We start from the raw sequence: 19,826 nt of genomic DNA, 5'->3' as shown, positions 1-19,826 counted from the left end.
GTGGATGATGGCAGCGTGCGAATCTCCTGGGACCTGCGGGCCCACGATCTCCCGCTGCCGACCGCCTCGATCATCGACGGCTCGCCCGGCGCCACCCCGGTCCGGCTCAACGCGATCGCCCGCGGCGGCGTACGGTTCCGGCCGGTCGCCGTCCCGCTCACCGCCGCCCAGGCCCGCCGGATGCGCCTCTTCCACCGGCTCGTCCCGGTCAGCGCCGCGTTCAGCCTCGCGACCGGGGTCCTCGTGATCATCGCGATCGTCTCCGCGATCACCGGCCCCGCGGAGACCGTGAAGCTGATGTACCCCTTGGCGGCCGGCGGCGCCCTGGCCAACCTGGCGCTGATCGTCGGCACCGGGTTCGTGCGCCCGAAGCAGTACCCGCAGCGCTTGAAGGGCCGTATCGAGCTCGCCGACGTCCACCCGAAGACCGCCCTGGAATGGCGCCGCCTGACCGACGGCGCGGTCGCCGTCGAGCGGTAGGCCGGTGGCGGCGGGTCAGCCCTCGATGACCATGTCGTAGTCGGAGGTGGCGCCGGCCCGGCGGAGGCTGTGGCGGCTGTTCGGGTGCAGCAGGCGCAGGCCGTCGGCGTCCCGGGCGTGGTCACGGGCCCAGGCCTGGCCCAGGCCGGGGACGATGAGCATGAGCGCCCCGAGCACGGCGAAGCCGACCCGGTCGAAGCCGGAGGCCAGGTAGGCGGGCAGGAACAGCAGGGGGACGAGCGCGATCATCAGGAAGCCCACCGCCCGCCACGCCCGGGATCGGCGGCGGGCCCCGGCGGCCGAGGAGATCGAGTAGCTGACGGTGGTGCCGCACTCGGGGCAGGCGAATTCGGCGCGGGTGCGGCCGGTCGGTGGGCGCTCGGCCGGGAGCGGGTGCAGCGCGTAGTGGCTCCATGACCCGCTGGGGCTGGAGTCGGCGTCGGTCAGGTGGGCGAGCAGCCGGGTATCGGTCGCCATCGAACCACGATATGCGGTCGTCAGCAGCTGGGGTAGAACATGGACAGGACGGACAGCAGGGCCAGGACCGCCCACCCGGCGCGCAGCGCGGCCCAGTAGGCCGGTGGGGGCTTGGCCAGGTAGGACACGCCGAACGCGGCCCCGCCCAGGACCAGCTGGGCGATGCCGTAGGTCAGGATCAGCGCGGTCAGCAGCGCGAAGCGGGCGCTGGGGTCCAGCGACGAGCCGCAGCCGAGGCCGCCGCCCCCGTGCGCACGCAGCGTGATGAGCACGGCGATGTCGGCGACGAGGTTGCCGGCAATGGCGACCGCGACGCCGAGTCCGGATTGCAGGATGCGAGGCGACATCGCGCCCGATCTTAGGGGATGCACGTCATCAGCGCTGCAGGCGCTCGCAGGTATGCAGCGCCTGGGTGAGCATCCGGTGGACGGTGGCCAGGTCGCCGGTCTGCAGCACCTGGGGCAGCCGGGCCAGGCGGCGGTGCAGTTCGGTGACCTCCTGGGCCGGATCCGCGGCGCGGGTCACGCCGCCGCGGATCCGGGCCAGTGCGCCGCGCCCGGCCAGGTGGGCCAGGTCGCGGTGCACGGTCGAGGCCGAGGCGCCGGTGGCCGCCTGGATCTCGCCGATGGTGGCGTACTCGCGCTCGGCCACGAGGTCGAGGATCGCCTGGTGACGCTGCGTCGACAGGGTCATGACCGGGCTTGCGGGACGACCAGCACCGCCCGCGGCGCCAGCGCCGAGCCCGGGCCGGCGACCGCGGAGACGTCGACCTCGCGGTCGGTGCGGTTGATCAGGAACCGGTGCGGGCCGCGCACCGCCAGCTCGACCTGGCCGCGCAGCGCCGCCGGCAGCTCGCTGGTGACCCCGGCCCGGGCGGCCAGGCCGGCCAGCAGCGGGATCAGGCCGGCCGGGCCGAGCCGGGTCGACACGTAGCTGGCCGAGCCGGGGCCGGGCGCCCGGCGGGTGATGGCCGCGCGGCCCGCCATCTCGCCGGTCTTGTAGCGGGCGAGGACCTCCACCGCCGGGTCCACGACGTCGATCCGGTCGGTCCACAGGGTGCCGGTCGAGCCGTCGTCGAGCTCGGCCGTCTCGTCGTCGTGCAGCGGCGCGAACTCCTCGATGCGGATGCCGAGCAGGTCCCGCAGCGCCCCCGGATAGCCGCCCAGCCACACGTGCTCGTGCTCGTCGACGATCCCGGAGAAGTAGGTGGTGACCAGGTGCCCGCCCGCGCCGACGTACGCGTGCAGCCGCTGCGACAACGCCGCCGGCATCACGTACAGCACGGGCGCGACGACGAGCTCATAGCGTTCCCAGGCGCCGCCGGCCGGCACGACGTCGGCGCGCAGGCCCAGCTCCAGGAAGGCCGTGTACCAGTCAAGGGCCTCCTGCCGGTAGCGCAGCCGGTCGCTGGGGTGGGAGTCCTGCTCGGCCGCCCACCACGAGTCCCAGTCGAACAGGATCGCGGCCCGGGCCGGCTCCCGCGGTGTCCCGGCCACGGCGGCCAGGTCACGCAGGGTCGCGCCGAGCTCGGTGACGGACCGGAACACGGCGCTGTCCTCGCCGGCGTGCGGGATCATCGCCGAGTGGTACTTCTCGGCCCCGCCGGCCGACTGCCGCCACTGGAAGAAGCAGACCGCGTCGGCGCCGTGGGCCACGTGCGTGAGCGAGTCCCGGGCCAGTTCGCCGGGGAGCTTGGCCTTGTTCACCGGCTGCCAGTTGACGGCACTGGTCGAGTGCTCCATGAGGTACCACGGAAGCCCACCGGCGATGTTGCCTATCAGGTTGGCCGAGAACGACAGCTCGTCGCGGCCCTGCGGCCCGGGCAGGCGGTAGTGGTCGTTGGCGACGAAGTCGAGCTCGGCCGCCCACTCCGGGTAGTTGACGGTGTTGCCGTCGCCCATGAGCAGGAAGTTCGTCGTCACCGGGAGGTCGGGCGTGAGGGCCCGCAGCAGGTCGCGCTCGGCCCGCAGGTGCTCGCGCAGCGCGTCGGAGGAGAAGCGCTTGAAGTCCAGCTGCTGCGTCGGGTTGGGAAACGAGCCGGGTGCGGCCAGCCGCGGCGGGAGGACCTGCTCCCAGTCGCTGAACCGCTGGGACCAGAACGTCGTCGCCCAGGCGTCGTTGAGGCCGTCGACGGTGCCGTACCGCTGCCGCAGCCACAGCCGGAACGCGCGGGCGGCGTCGTCGGAGTAGTCGTAGGCGTTGTGGCAGCCGAGCTCGTTGTTGATGTGCCAGGCGGCCATCGCCGGGTGGGCGCCGTAGCGCTCGGCGAGGGCGCGCACCAGGGCCAGGGCGTGCTCCCGGAACACCGGCGACGTCGGCCGCCAGTGCTGGCGGGCGCCCGGCCAGCGGGTGTGCCCGTCCCGGTCGACGGGCAGGATCTCGGGGTGGGCGGCGGTGAGCCACGGCGGCGGGGACGCCGTCGCCGTGGCCAGGTCGACCGCGATGTCGTGGCCGTGCAGCAGCTCCATGACCTCGTCGAGCCAGTCGAAGTCCCACACGCCGGCGCGGGGCTGGATGCGGGCCCAGGAGAAGATCGCCAGGGAGACGATGTTCACCCCGGCGGTCCGCATGGCCCGCACGTCGTCGCGCCAGACTTCGCGCGGCCACTGCTCCGGGTTGTAGTCGGCGCCGAACGCGAGACGCGGCCGGTCGGGCTCCGACGGCCAGCGCAGCCATCGGTGACGAGGGTGGTGCGACACGACGACGACTCCTTATTTGACGGTGAAGCCCTGCTCCGAGCCGTACTTCACGGACGCGTCCTGCCAGGCCTTGAGCCCGTCCTGCAGGGTCGCCGCGCCCGTGTAGGCCTTGCCCGCGGTGTCGTTGAAGATGCTGTTGGCGTACACCTGGAACGGCAGGTACGACCAGCCGGACGCGACCTGCCCGGCGGCGTCGGAGAGCACCTGGTTGACCTTCTGGCCCCCGAAGTACGGGAACTCCTTGTCCCGGAACGCCGGCGAGTTGAGCTGCGCCGTGGTGGCCGGGAAGGCGCCGTTGTCGGCCCGGCTCTGCGCGCCCGCGTCGACGGTCGCGTACTTCATGAAGGCGTAGGCGAGGTTCTTGTTGCCGCCGAGCTTCGGCATGGCCAGCGAGCTGCCCCCGTTCTCGGAGACGGCCTTGCCGCCGGCCTCCCACTGCGGCATCGGGGCGACCTTCCACTTGCCCTTGGCCGCGGCGACGCCCGACTCCAGGTTGGCCGGCATCCACGCGCCGATGACGAGCGTGGCGATCGTGCCGTCGCCGAGGCCCTTGTACCAGCCGTCGCTCCAGCCGTTGATCGGGGCGAGGAGCTTGCCGTCGATGAGCTTCTGCCACAGGGCGGTGAACTTCTTCGTCCCGGCGTCGGCGAAGTCGACGCCGACGTTGGTGCCGTCCACCTTGTAGGGCCGCCCGCCGGCCTGCCAGATCATGCTGGTCGTGAAGCCGGCGTCACCGGTGTCGCTGGTGATGTACACCTTCGGATCGGCGGTGTGCAGTTTCTGGGCCGCCGCGAAGTATTCGTCCCAGGTCGTCGGCACGGTGACGCCCAGCCGGTCGAAGACCTCCTTGTTGTAGAACAGCGCCATCGGGCCGGAGTCCATCGGCAGGCCGTACAGCGTGCCGCCGGAGTGCACGGCGCCCCACGGCCCGGGCGTGAACGTACCGTCGAGCTTGGAAGAGCCGTAACCGCCGAGGTCGTCGAGCTGCTTGGCCAGGGCGAACTGGGGCAGGGCGTAGTACTCCACCTGGGCCAGGTCGGGCACGCCGCTGCCGGCCTTCATCGCGTTCTGCAGGGCGGTGTACTGCTTGTCGCCGGTGCCGACGTTGTTGAGGTTGACCTTGACCTTCGGGTACTTCGTCTGGAAGTCGGCGACGACCTGCTTGAGGGTCGGCTCCCAGGCCCAGACGGTGAGGGTGCCGCCGGCGTCGAGCGCGGACTGCAGGTCGGCGTCGGACGCGCCGGCGGGCTTGGAGGTGTCCCCGCCACCGTCGTCGTCACCGCAGCCGGCGAGGACGAGGGCGGCGGCGGAGGCGGCGCCGAAGAGGAGGGAACGGCGGCTGATGGCAGTCATCTGCACAATCCTTTCGGGGGTGTCATTCCTTGACGCTTCCGGCGCTCAGGCCGGACTGCCAGAACCGCTGCAGCAGCAGGAACGCCGCGATCAGCGGGACGACGGTGAGCAGGGAGCCGGTGATGACGAGGTTGAAGACCACGTCGCCGCCGACGGTGACGGCCTGCTGGTTCCAGGCGGACAGGCCCAGGGTCAGCGGGTACCAGTCCGGGTTCTTGAGCATGACCAGGGGCAGGAAGTAGTTGTTCCAGGTCGCGACGACGTTGAACAGCAGGACGGTGACGGTCCCCGGGGCCAGCAGCGGCGCCGACACCTTGAAGAACGTGCGGAACTCGCCCGCGCCGTCGACCCGGGCGCTCTCAATGAGCTCGTCCGGGACGGCGTCGGTCGCGAACGTCCACATGAGATAGAGGCCGAACGGCGACACCAGCGACGGGATGATGACCGACCACGGCGTGTTCGTGAGGCCCATTTTCGAGAACATCAGGAAGGTGGGTACCGCCAGCGCCGTCCCCGGCACCGCGACCGCGCCGATGACGACCGCGAACACCGCCCGCCGGCCGGGGAAGTCGAACTTCGCCAGCCCGTAGCCGGCCAGCGCGGCCAGGAGGGTCGCGCCGCCGGCCCCGGCGACCACGTAGAGCAGGGTGTTGAGCAGCCAGCGGGTGAAGACGCCGTCCTGGTAGGTGAACGTGTCGACGATGTTGTCCCAGAGCGCGAAGCCGTGGCCGAACCACAGGCCGAACGTGCTGAGCAGGTCCGGCTGCGTCTTGCTGGCGTTGATGAGCAGCCACACCAGGGGCAGCAGCGCGTAGATGAGCATGATGCTCGACAGGACGGTGAGCGTGATGCTCCGGCGGCTTCTCATGCCTCCGCCCGGCGTAGTCCGCGCAGCTGCACGGCGTAGGCGATGAGCATCGTCAGGACGCCCATCACGATGGCGACGGTGGCCGCGTAGTTGTACTGCTGCCCGCCGAAGGACAGGTAGTACGCGTACAGGTTCGGCGTGAAGAACGTCGTGATCGAGTTGGGGGCCAGGATGCGCAGGATGCTCGGCTCGGAGAAGAGCTGGAAACTGCCGATGATGGAGAAGATCGTGGCGATGAGCAGCGGCCCGCGCAGCGCCGGGAGCTTGATGGCGCGGATGATCCGGAACTGTCCGGCCCCGTCCAGGGCCGCGGCCTCGTAGAGCGCGGGGTTCACGACCCGCAGCGCGGAGTACAGGATCAGCATGTTGTAACCGACGAACTCCCAGGTCACGACGTTGCCGATGGAGGCGAGGATGTAGTCCGGGGCGAGCGGGTCGGGCAGCGTGACCCCGAACCGTTCGTTGATGTTGGCGACCAGGCCGAAGCGGTTGCCGTAGATGAAGCCCCACAGCAGGGTCGCGACGACGGCCGGCACCGCGTAGGGCAGGAAGACCGAGATGCGGAAGAAGCTCGCGCCGTAGAGCCGGCCGCTGTCGATGGCCAGGGCCAGGAACAGGGCCAGCAGCAGCATGATCGGCACCTGGACGGCGAGGAACAGCGCGACCCGGCCGAACGCCGACCAGAACTGCGGGTCGTCGATCGCCTTGGTGTAGTTGTCGATCCCGACGAACGCGGTGCCGCCGATGAGCTTGGTGCGGTACAGGCTCAGGTAGATCGAGTAGCCGATCGGGGCGAGGAAGACGAGCGCGAAGACCGCCATGAACGGCGCCACGAACCGCCACCCCGTCAAAGATCGCCGCTTCCGTGTCGCCACGGCCGCGCTCCTTTCGAAGGTTTGTTTACGTAAACATCTTGCGCCGCAGTTGGCACTTTGTGGGGTGTTGTGGGGATGTTTACGCAAACATTGGTTGCGGTATCGTGGCACTCCCAACATGAACCGTCAAGGAGCGACGCGGTGGATCTGGAGGCGGGCCCGGCCGACCGCGGTGGCTCCGGCGTCCCCGGCGGCCGGCGCAAGCAGCGGGTGTCCATGGCCGACGTCGCGCGCCTGGCCGGCGTCTCCTCGCAGACCGTCTCCCGCGTCTCCAACGGTCACTCGGCGGTCGTCGAGTCGACCCGCCAGCAGGTCCTGGCGGCCATGCACGAGCTCGGCTACCGGCCCAACAGCGCGGCCCGGGCCCTGCGCTACGGGCAGTTCAACACCATCGGCGTGATCCTGTTCGGGCTGTCCTCGACCGGCAACAGCCGCACCGTCGAGGCGATCGCCACGCACGCGGCGGCCGAGGGCTACGCGATCACGCTCATTCCGGTGGGGGTACCGACACAGGACAACGTGCTCGGGGCGTTCACGCGCATGGGCGAGCTGGCCGTCGACGGCGTCGTGGTCATCATCGAGGTGCACCTCCTGGACGCCAGCACCGTCGCCCTCCCGCCGGGCGTGCACGTGGTCGTCGTCGACTCCGACGCCGGCGACCGCTACCCGGTCGTCGACACCGACCAGGCCGACGGCGCCCGCCAGGCCGTCCGCCACCTCCTCGACCTGGGCCATCCGACGGTCCGCCACCTCGCCGGCCCGGCCGAGTCCTACGCCGCCGAGCGCCGCGCCAACGCCTGGCGCGAAGTCCTGCTGGCCGCCGGCCGCCCGGTCCCGCCGATCGAGCACGGCGACTGGTCGGCTCGGTCCGGCTACGAGGCCGGGCTCCGACTGGCCGCCGACCCGTCGTGCACCGCCGTGTTCGCCGCAAATGATCAAATGGCTCTGGGGGTACTGCGAGCCCTCCACGAATCCCGCCGAGCCGTCCCGGCCGAGGTGAGCGTCGTCGGCTTCGACGACATCCCGGACGCGGCCTCCTACCTGCCCCCGCTGACGACCGTCCACCAGGACTTCGCCGAGGTCGGCCGCCGCTGCGTCGCCTCACTGCTGGCCCAGATCCGCGACGAGCCGGCCGGCCCCGGCACCGACCTCGTCCCGACCCGCCTGATCACCCGCGGCAGCACGGCCCCCTACCGGTAGTACTGCTAGCTCGCTCCGCTCGCGGCGGGGAAGGCTCCGCCTCCACCCGCACCCCCGCATGATCTCCGCCATCGCGTCCAGGCCGATGGGGTTGCCCGGCACCGCCCGCTTCGCCGCGGGACTGAGTCGAAAAACGGCACCTCTCTGTGTCAAGGGGTCGGCGACAGAGAGGTTTCCGTGTCTCTGATCATGGTTCGGTAGACGACGTCGGCGAGTCAGCGTTTCAGGCAACGCAGCGCTTCCTTGTGGCTCTTGCCTGCTGTGCGTCTGCCCTGGTGGTAGATGCGTCCGGCGGTGTCGCGGCGGATCTGGGTGATGGCCATGACGTGCAGGGCGTAGTTGAGTTGCCGGTCGCCGGCGCGGGACAGCCGGTGGCGTTTCACGTCGCCGGAAGACACTTCGATCGGTGCCACGCCGGCGAAGGACGCGAACGCGGCCGGGGAGCGGAACCGGGCGATGGCGCCGGTGCGGGACAGGATCTTCGCGGCCAGGAGCTCGCCGATGCCGTAAAGATCCGTGAGGGTGGTGGCTGACGCTGCGACCGCTGCGGCGACGATGTCGGTCGCGTTGGCGATGCGCCGGTCGAGGCGGCGCAGCTCGGTAAGGAGCTCGACAGCGAGTGCCCGCAGGGTTCGGGCCAGCACGGCGCGGGGACGGACGGTGCGCAACGCCGCGGCAGCGGTGTCCGCGGTGAGCTGTCTGGCCACGCCGGCCGGGACGAGGTGCGCGAGGAGCGCATGAAGCCGGTTGACGGTCCGGGTCCGGGCGCGGACCGGGTCGTCGCGGTGCTCGGTCAAGGCTCGCAGCGCGGTGATGGTCTCGTCGGTGTGGGTGCTGTTGAGGCGAGTTGCGGTCAGAGAGGTGCCGTTTTCTTGACGGTCCCTTCGCCGCCGCGCAGTCTCGGGGCCACGGCGGCCCTCGCGGCCGCCCTGTTCGGCGCCGGTGCGTTCATCGCCACCGACCCGCCGCCGGCCGTGCGGGCCGACCCGTCCTACGCGCCGGGGCTGCCCGTCCAGGCGGACGAGGAGGACGGCGGCGGCTGCGGGGGCTGGCGCCGGGCCGGGATCACGGGACGCTGCAGCTGACGGTCAGGTCGTCGCCGTTGATGATCGGGAGGCTGGTGTTGCCGGCTAGGACGAGTCGGATGTAGACGTCGCGCTCCGTCGGGACCCAGGTGCCCGCGCGGATGAGGCGGAAGTCCGCGTGGTACGGGTCGAGCAGGCGTTCGGTGTGGGTCGCCAGGTAGGTCCAGTTCGACGCCTGGAGCACCTCGAGGCTGACCCTGACCGTGTCGAGACCGAAGTGCTCGGCCCGCACGTACATGCTCGCGCCGCACGACGTCGCGCCGGCCGGCAGGCGGATCGGGCGGCCCAGCGCGATCCAGCCGTCCGGGCTCTGTGACGGACCGGAAGTGACCGGGCCGGCCCGGTGAAAGTTACGGCCCGGCCAGCGCCCGGCCGATGGCGGCGTGCTGCGCGTAGAGGAACTCGGCCGTCTGCGGCCAGCGCGGCTCGATGACCAGCACCGGCAGCTGGTCGATCCACAGCTCGAGCAGTGCCCGGATCTCGGCGAGGGCGGCGGTCCACCGCACGCCGTCCGCGCGCCCGGCCGGTCGCGGGTGGCCGAGGACCCGCAGCATGGCCGCCGGCAGCGCCTCCACGGCGGCCCGCGGGTCGGTGAGCCCGTGCACGACCGTGCCGCGCAGCGCCGCGAGGGCCGCTTCGAGCTCGTGCGCGTCGAGGGCGCGACCGGGCACCGGCTCGGGATCGCCGACGAGGAAGACCGGCGCGGGTGTGCTCGGGGCGAAGGTCGCCGGGTCCGGCAGGGCGGCGTGCAGCCACGCGTACGGCGCCGACCGCGGCACCTCCACGCACCACCGCCAGAACGCCGGCCGCCGATCCGGGCCGAGGACCATGACGAACTCGTAGCGGCGCAGCGCCGACTCGATCAGCCGCCGGCGGCGGTGGGAGCCGGGGCCGAGCAGCGCCTGGATCTTGCGCAGGTGCCCGGCGCAGACGTCATGGCGGGCCGGGTCCCGGACGAGGTCGGGCTGCGGGTCGTGGAACAGCGTCAGCAGCTCCGCGTCGAAGGCCGCGAGCGCCGCCGGGGCGTCCGGGCGCCCGGCCTCCAGCGCCACCCGCATGCGGGCCAGGCCGCGGTCGACCTCCCGGGGGGAGAGCAGTCGCAGCTCGGGCCGGCCACGGTCGTCGTACATAGGTGTGCAGACGGAGCAGCCCCCGCCTGGAATACGCACTGTCGTGGTTGCGACACAATCCGGCTTTCGGGCGGCCGGCTCAGGGTCGCGTTAGGGGGAAAGCCCCCGGGTGGATTCGGGGGAGTTCCGGATCGTTTCCTTCGATGTCACGGCCAAGACTCATCGACATGACCGACACGCCGCGCTTCAGCATCGTCATCCCGTGCTACAACGAAGAGGGCTACCTCACCGATGCTCTGCTCTCACTGCGAAAACAGGACTACGGGGGCGACTTCGAGGTCGTGGTCGTCGACAACAACTGCACCGACGACACTGCGGGCGTGGCCCGGGACTTCGGTGCGCGGGTCGTGGTCGAGCCGACACCCGGCGTGTGCAACGCCCGGCAGGCCGGCACGCTCGCCGCCCGCGGCGAGATCATCGTCTCGGCCGACGCCGACACCGTCTACGAGAAGGACTGGCTCAGCCGGATCGACGCCGGGTTCCGCGCCGACGAGCGGATCGTCGCCGTCGTCGGGCCGTGCGCCTACGCCGACGGCCCGCGCTGGGGCCGCCACTTCGGCCGCGGCCTCTTCGGCGCCGTCAACGCCGTCTACAAGGCCACCGGCCGGGCCGTCTACGCCAGCGCCACGAACATCGCCTTCCGCCGCGACGCGTGGACGGGCTACGACACCGGCCTCACCCAGGGCGGCGACGAGCTCGACCAGCTGCGCCGGCTGCGGCAGCAGGGCCGGGTCGTCTACGACCACGCCAACCCGACCTACACCTCGGGGCGGCGCCTCGCCCGCGGCTTCATGTACAACGTGTTCGTGTCACTGGTCGTGCACTACCTGCTGACCTACACCGTCAACCGCATCGCCGGCCGGCGCGTGTTCGGTCAGGCACCGGCGTTCCGGGAGGACTTCCGATGATCGTGCTCGCCGTGCTGGCCGTCGCCGCCGCGCTCGGGGTGTCGTACTGGCTGCTGATGTCCCCGTTCTCGCCGACCTCCAAGGCCTATCCGTATCAGGCGCCCACCGAGGAAAAGGTCGTCGCCATCACGTTCGACGACGGGCCGAACGAGCCGTACACCTCCCAGATCTTGGATGTTCTGGCTTCTCACCACGTCCGGGCGACGTTCTTCCAGGTCGGTGACTGCGTCGAACGGCACCCCGAGGTCGCGCGGCGCGTGCTCGACGAGGGCCACATCATCGGCAACCACTCGATGAGCCACAAGTTCGGCACCTACCTGCGGCCGCGGGCGTTCGAACGCGAGGTCGAGCAGACCCAGCGCGTCCTGACCGGCGTCGCCGGCCGCACCCCGGCGCTGGCCCGCACGCCGTGGCTGTGGCGGCAGCCGGCGCTGCTGCGGATGCTGCACCGCAACGGGCTGAGCCCGGTGGCCGGCGAGTTCTGCCACTCCCTCGAGGTGTTCCAGATCTCCGGCGCGCGGATGGCCCGCAGCGCGATCGCCAAGACCCGCCCCGGGACCATCCTGATCTTCCACGACGGCTTCGACGGCCACGGCGGCAACCGCGCGGAGACGGTCGCGGCCGTGCGCCTGACGGTCGAGGGCCTGCTCGCCGATGGTTACCGGTTCGTCACCGTGGACGAGCTGCTCGGGGTGCCGGCCTACGCACAGACGGCCTGAGCGGTTGCTTGCTACAGCCGGCCGGAGCCGGTGCCGGTGCGGAGCGCGGATGGGAGGGTGGCCGGGCTGTCCAGGGTGTACGCGTAGAAGGTGCTCGGCTCGATGACGGTGCCGCCGGTCTGCGGGACGCCGGAGCGGACGAACACGTTGTTGCGCTGGACCGCCCGGCCCGGGCCGCTGTCCGCGTAGCCGCCGGTGGAGTAGATGGTGTAGGGCACGTCCTCGAAGTAGTTGCCTTCGACGAGTACCCCCGCGTTCTCCGTGGAGGCGACCGCATACAGCTCGTTGCCGAGGAAGTAGTTGTTGTAGACGTGCACCGGGTCGGCGAAGCGCACCCGCGGGTGGCGCTGGCGGCTGTGGTCGAAGAAGTTGTGGTGGATGCTGACCCGCAGGTGCCCGACGTCGGTGCCGGCCGCCCCGTCGGAGTGGCTGATCAGCATCGTCTTGTCGGTGTGGTCGAAGTGGTTCCACGACACCGTCACGAAGTCGGCCCCGCGTACGATGTCGACGGAGCCGTCCTGCGCGCCCGCGAACGTGTTGTGGTCGATCCAGATGTGATGCGACTGCTGCCCGATGTTGACCGAGTCGTCCTCGGCCGCGGTGAACCGCAGGTTGCGCACGATCACGTTGTACGACCGGTAGAAGTCGAACCCGCCCCCGGTGATCTCGGCCGTCGACCCGAGCCCGATGATGGTCTTGTTGGGCCGCACCCCTTGCTTGCTGGTGATGGCGATCCGCCCTTGCACCTGGATGACCAGCGTCTCCAGGCTGTCGATGGCGTCGAGGAGCCCATCGGTGGTGCTCACGGTGACGACCCGTCCCCCGGCACCCCCGGTCGTGCCGTTCTGCCCGAGCGCGTTGACGGCCGCGAACCCGGTCGGTGCCGCTTCGGCGGCAAAAGCATTGGACTGCTGCATGGGTACTGCGACGACGGCGGCGATGACCCCCAGAACGGCGACGCGTCCACCTCGCATGGCGATGCTCCTCGGATACCTGGCAGGGTTGAGGAAAGGCCTTTCCCCGACGCTACGGCCCGGTTTCGCGGATCGTCAACGACATCGATGTGCAGGAATGTTGCAGATCTTCACGGGGTCAGCGCCACCAGCCCGCCCGGTTGGCCTTCGCCGACACCGACCGGCGCCGGCACCGGCTGACGGCGTGGAGGTTGGCACGCACCGGGGTCACCTGCTGGGCTGCAGGCGACCCTGGCGACCGACATGTGCGCGCGGACCGGGCGGGACGTCGGGGTCAGCCGGCCTCCGCCTCGGCGATGGGCTAGCTGTTGGGGCAGGTCGTGCGGAACTCCTGGATCGCGGAGCCGGTGGGGGCGGGGCAGAGGAACTGCTCGTAGCGGGTGTCGTTGTCGATGAAGCGTTTGAGCCACGAGATGCTGTACTTCGCCACCGTCACGTTGGCCGAGGTGGGAGCCGAGTGGCCGGCGTTGTTGAGTTCCAGGTAGGCCTTGTCGGGGGCGGACGTCAGGCTGGTGTAGAACGGCTCGGCGTGGGAGGCGACGGGGGCGGTCGTGTCGTTCTCGGCGCCGATGATGAACGTCGGCACGCGGACCGTCGACCAGGTCTTCGTCGTGTGCCACGGAGTCATCGGGATGGCGGCCCGCAGCGACGGGCGGCTCGCGGCGGCGGCCAGGCTGCCGCCGCCGCCCATCGAGTGGCCCATGACGCCCAGGCGGGTCGCGTCGACCCTGGTGCGGACCGAGCTGGTGCCGGTCAGGTAGTCCAGGGCGGCCAGGAGCTGGCGGCCGCGGCTGGCCGGGTCGTCCAGCGTGGACAGCGTGTCGATGGTGATGACCACGAAGCCCTGTGACGCCAGCCGCGGGCCGAGCCAGGAGACGCTGGACTGGCTGGCGGTGAAGCCGGGCGAGATGGCCACGCCGCCCCAGGTGCCCGCGGCCGTGCTCGTCGGGTAGTAGATGGTGCCGCCGCCGAAGCCGGTCACCGCGCTGCGGGCGACGGTGGTCTGTGCGAAGGCGAACGGGCCGCGGGTCGCTTCGATGCTCGCGGTCGTCGGGGCGGGGCCGCGCTCGTACGGGTTGGCGGCCAGCGCCGGGCTCGCGGTGGCGGACTGGCCGGCGAAGAGGAGCATCAGGCCTAGAGCGGCTACGGACAGGCGTCTGAGCATGGGCATGGCGGGTCCCCTCGACATGGGCGCAAATGAATGCCGGTGCCAGTCTGCTCAGGGCTGCTACCGGTCGGTAATCCCGGCCGGATACGGAGCGCCGAAATATGTCAGGGGGTCGGAGTAGGCTGCGGCCATGTTCGACGAGGAGCATTCGGCGGAGGTCGTCGCGGCGAGTTTCGCCGGCACGCCCGACCCGCGGCTGCGGGAGGTTCTGACGGCGCTGGTGCGGCACGCGCACGCGTTCGTCAAGGACGTCGGGCTCACCGGTGAGGAGTGGGCGGCCGGGATCAAGTTCCTGACCGCGACCGGGCAGCAGTGCGACGACGTGCGGCAGGAGTTCATCCTGCTGTCCGACGTGCTCGGGGTGTCGATGCTCGTCGAGACCATCAACAACCGCGCGGTCGGCGGGAGCACCGAGTCGACGGTGGAGGGGCCGTTCCATCAGGTGGCGTCGCCGGCCCGGGCGCTCGGGGACACCATCGACCTCGTCGGCGACGGGGAGCCCTGCCTGGTGACCGGGCGGGTCGTCGACAGCGCACTGGAGCCGGTGCCGGGCGCGGCCGTCGACGTGTGGCAGGCCGATGCCGAGGGCTTCTACGATGTGCAGCGGCCGGGGGCAGTACCGTCGCGGAATCTTCGAGGTTTGTTCACGGCGGATGCCGAGGGGCGTTTCTGGTTCCGCAGCGTTGTGCCGCGGTTCTACCCGATCCCGACCGACGGGCCGGTGGGGGCGCTGCTCGGGGCGGCCGGCCGGCATCCGTATCGGGCGGCGCACATCCACATCCAGGTGTCGGCGCCCGGCGTGCGCACGCTGACCACGCATCTGTTCGTCGACGGATCGCCATACCTCGATTCCGACGCCGTGTTCGGGGTCAAGGACAGCCTGGTTCGCGCGTTCGCGGCGGTCGATGATCCTGGGCGGGCCGAGCGATATGGGCTGCCGAACCCGTTCCGCGAGGTCGACTTCCAGATCGTTGTGCGGCGGGACGGGGGCGGCTGACGGGCGGGCGGAGAGCGGCTTACGGCGAGGGTGCGCCGGCGGCAGCGGTCGGCGGGGAGGCGGGCACACCGGCGGCGGTCGGTGCTGAGCCGGCCACGCCGGCGGCGGTTGGCGTGAAGGTGGGCACGCTGGCGGCAGCTGGCGGGGAGATGGCGACGCCGGCGGCGGTCAGTGTCGAGCTGGCCACGGTGGCGGCGGCCGGTGGGGAGTCCGGCGTGGCGACGGGCGGGGCGGACGGGGACTCGTCGGCTCGGACCAGGGCGATGCCGGCCAGCACGATGAGGCCGCCGGTGAGCTGCCACGGACCCGGGCGCTGGGCCAGGGCCAGCCACGCGAACAGGACCGCGAAGAGGACCTCGAGCAGGCCGGTGAACGAGGCGACCTTCGCGCCGAGCAGGCGGGACGCGGCGATGCTCGTCGCGTAGGCCAGTGCGCCGGCCACAATGGACAGTCCGGCGATCGGGAGGTACCACGGCAGCGAGCGGTTCAGCAGCGTCACGTCGGCGGTGCTCGTCGCCCACGGCAGCAGGCCGGCCACGTCGAACACGGCCAGGCCGGCCGCGCCGACCGCCATCCCGGACCACGCCAGGGCGATCGGCGGTAGTGCGCCCTCGCCCCGGGCCGCCATGACGAAGTACACGGCCAGTCCGGTGCCGGCCAGGACGCCCCACATGACGCCGGCCGGGTCGACGCCGCCGCCGGCCGGGTTCAGCACCAGCCCGAGGCCGGCCAGCGCGGCCAGGGTGCCGGCCACGGTGAGCCGCCGGGGGCGCTGCCCGTGCCGGATCCAGACCCAAAAGACCACGAGCAGGATTCCGCCGTACTCCAGCAGCAGCGCGACGCCCACATCGAGCCGCTGAACCGCGTTGAAGTAGAACAGCTGGCAGCCGGCGACCGCGACCGCGCCGAACGCCAGCACCTGCCACCACGAGTCGAGCAGCAGCCGGAAGCGCCCGCGCAGCGAGAACAGCGCGAACGGGGTGAGCACGACGGTGGCGATCGCGATGCGGACCGTGACCAGGGCACCCGGCGTCCAGCCGGTGGCCATCAGCGCGTCGGCGAACACGCCGGACGTGCCGAACATGGCCGACGCCAGGACGGCGACCCCGAGACCCGTCAATCCCCGGGCTCGTCCGTCATGGGCAATCCGCGTTATGCTCATGACAGCAACGTAGGCCTTCGCTGCGTAAGGAGTCAAGGAGATTTTTGCTCATGACACCGAGGCCGCGCTGAACGCTACGGTGGCTCTCGTGAACACCGACGCGATCAACGACGGTGAACTGCTGCCCGACCTCGCGGCGCTCGACGCGTTCGTGGACCGGGAGGGGTACACCGGCAAACGACGCCACGACCGCGTGGAGCTCGACGCCGTGCGGGCCCTTCGACCACGGCTGCGGGCCGTCTGGGGGGCGAGCGAGGACGAGGCGGTCGAGCTGGTCAACGCCATGCTCCGCGAGGGGCGGGCCCTCCCGCAGCTGCTGCGCCACGACAACTGGGACTACCACCTGCACGCGACCGACGAGGACGCCGGGCTCGACGTGCGGCTGATGGTCGAGTTCGCGATGGCGATGGTCGACGTGATCCGCATGAAAGAGCTCGACCGGCTGCGCATCTGCGCCGCCCCGGACTGCGACGACGTGCTCGTCGACCTGTCCAAGAACCGTTCCCGCCGCTTCTGCCTGCAGGGCTGCGGCAACCGGCAGAACGTCGCCGCCTACCGGGCCCGCAAGGCCTCCGGCGCCGCGTAGGCCGGCCGCTGGAGCAGGACGACCGACCCGAGGACGAACGCGCCACCGATCAGCTGGAGCTGGGTGAGCGACTCGCCCAGCGTGAGCGCGGCCAACGCGGTGGTGACGACGGGCTCGAACGTGGACAGGATCGCGGCCGTCGACGGGCCGGTGCGCTTGAGGCCGGCGAAGAAGGTCAGCGCGGCCACGACGGTGGAGGCGACCGCGATGCAGGCCAGCCAGAGCCAGGCCACGGGCCGGAAGGACAGGTCCACGCCGCCGGTGAAGGCGGCCAGGAGGCCGAGCGAGCCGGCGGCGCCGGTCATCACCAGCGTCGTCATCAGCACGGGCGGCAGCTGGTGCACGACCCGGTCGGAGACCAGGATGTACCCGGTGTACACGACGGCCGAGCCGAAGCCGAGCAGGGCCCCGATCGGGTCGAAGGTCGCCCCGCCCGCGCCGAGCAGGACCAGGAGCGTGCCCGCGGACGCGGCGGCCAGGGCGGCGGCGCGGACCCGGGTAAGACGGTCGCGGCCCGACAGCACCGCCCCGACCGTCACCATGACCGGGAACGTGTACAGGATCAGCGACAGCGGCGAGGCGTCCATCCGCTGCAGAGCCAGGAAGAACAGGCCGGCCTGCGCGACGTACCCGATCGCGCCCAGCCCGACCGCCGTGAGTTTCGCCTTGGCCGGGACCGGTTCCCGCCGCTGCGAGAGCTGGATCAGGCCGAGGATGACGGCGGCCAGCGTGAACCGCACCAGCAGCAGCGCGTCGGGGGAGACACCGGCGTCGTAGGCGAGCTTGCCGAAGATGGCGAGGCTGCCGAAGCACGTCGCCGAGACCAGCACCAGGAGCGGACCCATGCCAGCAGCATCGACGAGCGGAGTGTGCAGGACAAGCGACGATTCGTGGACCTGATTCGTTAGGATTCCCGCATGGTCACGCTCGACCTGCGGCGGCTGCGCTTCCTGCGCGAGTTCGAGGAGCGCGGCACCCTGGCCGCCGTCGCCGCCGCCCTCGGCTACAGCCCGTCGACGATCTCCCAGCAGCTCGGCCTGCTCGAGAAGGAGGTCGGCACCCGGCTGCTGGAGAAGGCCGGCCGGGGCGTGCGGCTCAACGACGCCGGCCGCCTCCTCGCCCGGCACGCGGCGGTCCTGCTGGCGGCGGCCGCCGCGGCCGAGACCGACCTGGCCGCCCTCAGCGGTGACATCCGGGGCACCGTACGCGCCGGCGGCCTGCAGTCCGGAGCCCGCCGCATCCTCGTCCCGGCCCTGACCCGTACCCGGGCCGAACACCCCCACGTGCGCGTCGAAATCTCCGAACTCGAACTCGAAGAGGCCCTTCCCGGGCTGCGCCTGGGCGCGGTGGACCTGGTCATCGGCGACGAGTACGACGGCCACCCGCGCCCCCGCCCGGCCGGGATGCGTTTCACCGTCCTCCTGGAAGAGCCGCTGCGGGTGGTACTGCCGGTCACGCACCCCCTGGCCGCCCCCACCCGCCCGATCTCCATCGACCAGCTCCGCGACGAAGTCTGGACCGCATCCGCCGAGGGCACCGGCCACCACGCCATGGTCGTCGGCACCTGCCGAGCCCTCGGCGGCTACGAACCCGACCTCCGCCACCGCTCCAACGACTCCGACATCCAACTCGAACTCGTCCGAGCCGGCGCCGCCGTCGCCCTCATGCCACCCCTGGCCCTCCCACCCGACGACCCCGCCATCGCCGTACGCGCCCTCGCCGCCCCTGGCCTCCACCGCCGCCTCGTCACCGTCACCCGCGCCACCCCACCACCACCGGCCCTGACCGCCTTCCTCAAAGCCGTGACCCACGAGGCCCGCGCCGCCGCCCCAGCCCCACCACCCGACGACCGCTGACCACCCGGCACCGGAGCAGACCGGCTCCCCACCGGGGACGGCGAAAGAGCTGCGGCGGCGAAGCCCGGCCGCGAAGCCCGGCGACGATCCGGCCGGCCTGCTGACCGGGGGGCACCACCACGGTCGTCGCAGCAGGTCCGCGCGAGCGCCCCGATCGCGCCGTGGTCCTCGAGATCCTCACGCACCGCGTTCCGCACAATCGGCGACGTCCTCTCCAGTGACGCACGATCCCTGACCGCAGCCCCCGCACCCGCCGCCGGTGCCGCACCCCGTGACCGACCAGGCGAATTCGGCGTCAGGGGGGCCGATGTGGATGAACCGCAGGGTTGGCCGGTCCAGCCTCGGCGTGTCGATGTGGCGGCGCCTTCCGGGGCGGAGCCGCTCGCATAGCCTGGCCGGTGATGTGGATTCGTGACGTGGATATTCCGCCCGTTCTGGTCAACGCCCTTCGGGACGGCAACCTGGTGATCTTCGTCGGTGCCGGCGCGTCGGTTGCTGCGCCGGCGAGTCTGCCGACGTTCGTGAAGCTTGCGGAGCGCATCGCGGACGAGACGTATCAGACGTTCGACTCTGACGAGATGCGGCAGCACCCTGACGTCGTCCTCGGGCAGTTCGAGGACCGGGGCCACGATGTGCATCACCGCATCAAAACGATCATCAATGATCCCACGTCGGCGCCGAACAAGCTGCACCGGGCGATCGCGCAGCTCGCGGCGGCGGGCTCGCGCGTGCGCATCGTGACGACGAACTACGACCTGCACCTGTCCAAGGCGTTGACCGACCGTGGGATCGCGTTCGTCGACTACCGCGGCCCGGCGGTGCCGCTGGGCGACGACTTCGACGGGATCGTCTATCTGCACGGTGATCTGACGCAGGAGCCCCGGCACCTCATCGCGACCGAGGGCGATCTCGGCCGGGCCTACCTCACCGATGCCTGGGCGGCCAGGTTCGTCGAGCGAATGTTCGCCAAGTACACCGTCCTCTTCATCGGGTACAGCCACAACGACAGCGTCATGCGGCTGATTGCCCGGGGTATCGGTGCCGCGAGGCCCCGCAGATACGCATTCACGGACCAGGCGGACCTCGCCGTCTGGAAGACATACGGCGTCACCCCGATCAAATACCAAGTCGCCGGTTCTTCGCACGCCGCGCTCGACGAGGCGCTCACCGGGTGGGCCGAGCTCGCGTCGATGGGCCTGTATGACCACCGCCAGCGCATTGCCCGGCTGGTGAGCGCACCGCCGTCGCTGGTGCCCGAGGAGATCTCGTACCTCGACGATGTCCTCGAC

At 71.3% G+C, this 19,826-nt stretch carries 21 protein-coding genes and 2 pseudogenes; 9 read left to right on the top strand and 14 right to left on the bottom strand.

The genetic code is table 11. The features are described from left to right. Window positions 1-15 precede the first annotated feature (15 nt). Window positions 16-480 (top strand): hypothetical protein, encoded by a 465-nt coding sequence (locus ACIA8L_RS20340; RefSeq protein WP_395906629.1) that lies wholly within the window; start codon window positions 16-18, stop codon window positions 478-480. A gap of 15 nt (window positions 481-495) precedes the next feature. Here the strand turns inward: ACIA8L_RS20340 and ACIA8L_RS20335 are convergent, their stop codons facing one another. The 7 genes from ACIA8L_RS20335 to ACIA8L_RS20305 are packed head-to-tail and all read right to left on the bottom strand — an operon-like array spanning window position 496 to window position 6,752. Beyond that, the gene (locus ACIA8L_RS20335; RefSeq protein WP_395906627.1) at window positions 496-957 is read right to left on the bottom strand and encodes a hypothetical protein; all 462 of its coding nucleotides are present in this window, start codon (window positions 955-957) and stop codon (window positions 496-498) included. 20 nt (window positions 958-977) lie between these two features. Next, entirely contained in the window at window positions 978-1,304 is a 327-nt protein-coding gene (locus tag ACIA8L_RS20330; RefSeq protein WP_395906626.1) for a hypothetical protein, read from the bottom strand. 28 nt (window positions 1,305-1,332) lie between these two features. After that, window positions 1,333-1,650: a DeoR family transcriptional regulator gene (locus ACIA8L_RS20325; RefSeq protein WP_395906624.1), complete on the bottom strand. Its 318-nt coding sequence runs from the start codon at window positions 1,648-1,650 to the stop codon at window positions 1,333-1,335. Further along, complete coding sequence (locus ACIA8L_RS20320) at window positions 1,647-3,656, bottom strand: beta-galactosidase (protein WP_395906622.1); 2,010 nt, start codon at window positions 3,654-3,656, stop codon at window positions 1,647-1,649. Before ACIA8L_RS20320 ends, ACIA8L_RS20325 begins: the two co-directional genes overlap by 4 nt. 12 nt (window positions 3,657-3,668) lie before the next feature. Next, window positions 3,669-5,009 carry an ABC transporter substrate-binding protein gene (locus ACIA8L_RS20315; protein ID WP_395906620.1) on the bottom strand — a complete coding sequence of 447 codons (1,341 nt, stop codon included), beginning with the start codon at window positions 5,007-5,009 and terminating at the stop codon, window positions 3,669-3,671. Between the two features lie 22 nt (window positions 5,010-5,031). After that, window positions 5,032-5,877, bottom strand: a complete 846-nt coding sequence (locus ACIA8L_RS20310; RefSeq protein ID WP_395906618.1) for a carbohydrate ABC transporter permease — start codon at window positions 5,875-5,877, stop codon at window positions 5,032-5,034. Beyond that, the gene (locus ACIA8L_RS20305) at window positions 5,874-6,752 is read right to left on the bottom strand and encodes a carbohydrate ABC transporter permease (RefSeq protein ID WP_395906616.1); all 879 of its coding nucleotides are present in this window, start codon (window positions 6,750-6,752) and stop codon (window positions 5,874-5,876) included. Before ACIA8L_RS20305 ends, ACIA8L_RS20310 begins: the two co-directional genes overlap by 4 nt. A gap of 141 nt (window positions 6,753-6,893) precedes the next feature. Here ACIA8L_RS20305 and ACIA8L_RS20300 point away from each other — a divergent pair, with 141 nt between their 5' ends. Then, window positions 6,894-7,952: a LacI family DNA-binding transcriptional regulator gene (locus ACIA8L_RS20300; RefSeq protein ID WP_395906614.1), complete on the top strand. Its 1,059-nt coding sequence runs from the start codon at window positions 6,894-6,896 to the stop codon at window positions 7,950-7,952. A 215-nt stretch (window positions 7,953-8,167) separates the two neighbouring features. Here ACIA8L_RS20300 and ACIA8L_RS20295 read toward each other — a convergent pair whose 3' ends face one another. Further along, the gene (locus ACIA8L_RS20295; RefSeq protein WP_395906612.1) at window positions 8,168-8,749 is read right to left on the bottom strand and encodes a transposase; all 582 of its coding nucleotides are present in this window, start codon (window positions 8,747-8,749) and stop codon (window positions 8,168-8,170) included. Window positions 8,750-8,824: 75 nt separating this feature from the next. On the opposite strand from ACIA8L_RS20295, the gene ACIA8L_RS20290 reads away from it, so the two are divergent. Next, complete coding sequence (locus ACIA8L_RS20290; RefSeq protein WP_395906611.1) at window positions 8,825-9,037, top strand: hypothetical protein; 213 nt, start codon at window positions 8,825-8,827, stop codon at window positions 9,035-9,037. Here ACIA8L_RS20290 and ACIA8L_RS20285 read toward each other — a convergent pair. Both ACIA8L_RS20285 and ACIA8L_RS20280 read right to left on the bottom strand, forming a co-directional pair. Continuing rightward, complete coding sequence (locus ACIA8L_RS20285) at window positions 9,018-9,275, bottom strand: hypothetical protein (RefSeq protein ID WP_395906609.1); 258 nt, start codon at window positions 9,273-9,275, stop codon at window positions 9,018-9,020. The genes ACIA8L_RS20290 and ACIA8L_RS20285 overlap by 20 nt on opposite strands. A 112-nt stretch (window positions 9,276-9,387) precedes the next feature. Beyond that, window positions 9,388-10,167, bottom strand: a complete 780-nt coding sequence (locus ACIA8L_RS20280) for a hypothetical protein (RefSeq protein ID WP_395906607.1) — start codon at window positions 10,165-10,167, stop codon at window positions 9,388-9,390. Window positions 10,168-10,334: 167 nt separating this feature from the next. On the opposite strand from ACIA8L_RS20280, the gene ACIA8L_RS20275 reads away from it, so the two are divergent. Then, window positions 10,335-11,075 carry a glycosyltransferase gene (locus ACIA8L_RS20275; RefSeq protein ID WP_395906605.1) on the top strand — a complete coding sequence of 247 codons (741 nt, stop codon included), beginning with the start codon at window positions 10,335-10,337 and terminating at the stop codon, window positions 11,073-11,075. Then, window positions 11,072-11,794, top strand: a complete 723-nt coding sequence (locus ACIA8L_RS20270; protein WP_395906603.1) for a polysaccharide deacetylase family protein — start codon at window positions 11,072-11,074, stop codon at window positions 11,792-11,794. The genes ACIA8L_RS20275 and ACIA8L_RS20270 overlap by 4 nt, the downstream gene beginning before the upstream one ends. Window positions 11,795-11,805: 11 nt before the next feature. Here the strand turns inward: ACIA8L_RS20270 and ACIA8L_RS20265 are convergent, their stop codons facing one another. Together ACIA8L_RS20265 and ACIA8L_RS20260 are read right to left on the bottom strand one after the other, a co-directional pair. Continuing rightward, window positions 11,806-12,768, bottom strand: a complete 963-nt coding sequence (locus tag ACIA8L_RS20265) for a polysaccharide lyase family 1 protein (protein WP_395906601.1) — start codon at window positions 12,766-12,768, stop codon at window positions 11,806-11,808. A gap of 301 nt (window positions 12,769-13,069) precedes the next feature. Beyond that, the gene (locus ACIA8L_RS20260; RefSeq protein ID WP_395906599.1) at window positions 13,070-13,939 is read right to left on the bottom strand and encodes a dienelactone hydrolase family protein; all 870 of its coding nucleotides are present in this window, start codon (window positions 13,937-13,939) and stop codon (window positions 13,070-13,072) included. A 127-nt stretch (window positions 13,940-14,066) separates the two neighbouring features. On the opposite strand from ACIA8L_RS20260, the gene ACIA8L_RS20255 reads away from it, so the two are divergent. Then, on the top strand, window positions 14,067-14,933 hold the full coding sequence (locus ACIA8L_RS20255; RefSeq protein WP_395906597.1) for a dioxygenase: 867 nt from the start codon (window positions 14,067-14,069) through the stop codon (window positions 14,931-14,933). A 187-nt stretch (window positions 14,934-15,120) separates the two neighbouring features. Here ACIA8L_RS20255 and ACIA8L_RS20250 read toward each other — a convergent pair. Next, window positions 15,121-16,095: pseudogene (locus ACIA8L_RS20250) on the bottom strand (EamA family transporter); the annotation flags it as partial. A gap of 88 nt (window positions 16,096-16,183) precedes the next feature. Between ACIA8L_RS20250 and ACIA8L_RS20245 the strand changes: the two are divergent. Beyond that, on the top strand, window positions 16,184-16,681 hold the full coding sequence (locus tag ACIA8L_RS20245; RefSeq protein ID WP_395906595.1) for a CGNR zinc finger domain-containing protein: 498 nt from the start codon (window positions 16,184-16,186) through the stop codon (window positions 16,679-16,681). On the opposite strand, the gene ACIA8L_RS20240 is transcribed toward ACIA8L_RS20245, so the two are convergent. Beyond that, complete coding sequence (locus ACIA8L_RS20240; protein ID WP_395906593.1) at window positions 16,648-17,526, bottom strand: DMT family transporter; 879 nt, start codon at window positions 17,524-17,526, stop codon at window positions 16,648-16,650. The genes ACIA8L_RS20245 and ACIA8L_RS20240 overlap by 34 nt on opposite strands. Window positions 17,527-17,598: 72 nt before the next feature. Here ACIA8L_RS20240 and ACIA8L_RS20235 point away from each other — a divergent pair, with 72 nt between their 5' ends. After that, the gene (locus ACIA8L_RS20235; protein ID WP_395906591.1) at window positions 17,599-18,537 is read left to right on the top strand and encodes a LysR family transcriptional regulator; all 939 of its coding nucleotides are present in this window, start codon (window positions 17,599-17,601) and stop codon (window positions 18,535-18,537) included. Window positions 18,538-18,938: 401 nt separating this feature from the next. Further along, window positions 18,939-19,643: pseudogene (locus tag ACIA8L_RS20230) on the top strand (SIR2 family protein); the annotation flags it as partial. Between the last annotated feature and the right edge of the window lie 183 nt (window positions 19,644-19,826).

Source organism: Dactylosporangium sp. NPDC051541 (assembly GCF_044454505.1).
Lineage (GTDB): Bacteria > Actinomycetota > Actinomycetes > Mycobacteriales > Micromonosporaceae > Dactylosporangium.
The sequence above is the reverse complement of the archived record's forward strand: the minus strand, read 5'-3'. Positions and strand labels throughout refer to the sequence as shown.

Bases quoted from the DNA above. Each gene is read 5' to 3' on its own strand.
- ACIA8L_RS20260 (WP_395906599.1), bottom strand. From the start codon at position 13,939: ATGCCCATGCTCAGACGCCTGTCCGTAGCCGCTCTAGGCCTGATGCTC.
- ACIA8L_RS20270 (WP_395906603.1), top strand. From the start codon at position 11,072: ATGATCGTGCTCGCCGTGCTGGCCGTCGCCGCCGCGCTCGGGGTGTCG.
- ACIA8L_RS20240 (WP_395906593.1), bottom strand. From the start codon at position 17,526: ATGGGTCCGCTCCTGGTGCTGGTCTCGGCGACGTGCTTCGGCAGCCTC.
- ACIA8L_RS20310 (WP_395906618.1), bottom strand. From the start codon at position 5,877: ATGAGAAGCCGCCGGAGCATCACGCTCACCGTCCTGTCGAGCATCATG.
- ACIA8L_RS20285 (WP_395906609.1), bottom strand. From the start codon at position 9,275: ATGTACGTGCGGGCCGAGCACTTCGGTCTCGACACGGTCAGGGTCAGC.
- ACIA8L_RS20325 (WP_395906624.1), bottom strand. From the start codon at position 1,650: ATGACCCTGTCGACGCAGCGTCACCAGGCGATCCTCGACCTCGTGGCC.
- ACIA8L_RS20275 (WP_395906605.1), top strand. From the start codon at position 10,335: ATGACCGACACGCCGCGCTTCAGCATCGTCATCCCGTGCTACAACGAA.
- ACIA8L_RS20315 (WP_395906620.1), bottom strand. From the start codon at position 5,009: ATGACTGCCATCAGCCGCCGTTCCCTCCTCTTCGGCGCCGCCTCCGCC.
- ACIA8L_RS20330 (WP_395906626.1), bottom strand. From the start codon at position 1,304: ATGTCGCCTCGCATCCTGCAATCCGGACTCGGCGTCGCGGTCGCCATT.
- ACIA8L_RS20255 (WP_395906597.1), top strand. From the start codon at position 14,067: ATGTTCGACGAGGAGCATTCGGCGGAGGTCGTCGCGGCGAGTTTCGCC.
- ACIA8L_RS20280 (WP_395906607.1), bottom strand. From the start codon at position 10,167: ATGTACGACGACCGTGGCCGGCCCGAGCTGCGACTGCTCTCCCCCCGG.
- ACIA8L_RS20265 (WP_395906601.1), bottom strand. From the start codon at position 12,768: ATGCGAGGTGGACGCGTCGCCGTTCTGGGGGTCATCGCCGCCGTCGTC.
- ACIA8L_RS20335 (WP_395906627.1), bottom strand. From the start codon at position 957: ATGGCGACCGATACCCGGCTGCTCGCCCACCTGACCGACGCCGACTCC.
- ACIA8L_RS20235 (WP_395906591.1), top strand. From the start codon at position 17,599: ATGGTCACGCTCGACCTGCGGCGGCTGCGCTTCCTGCGCGAGTTCGAG.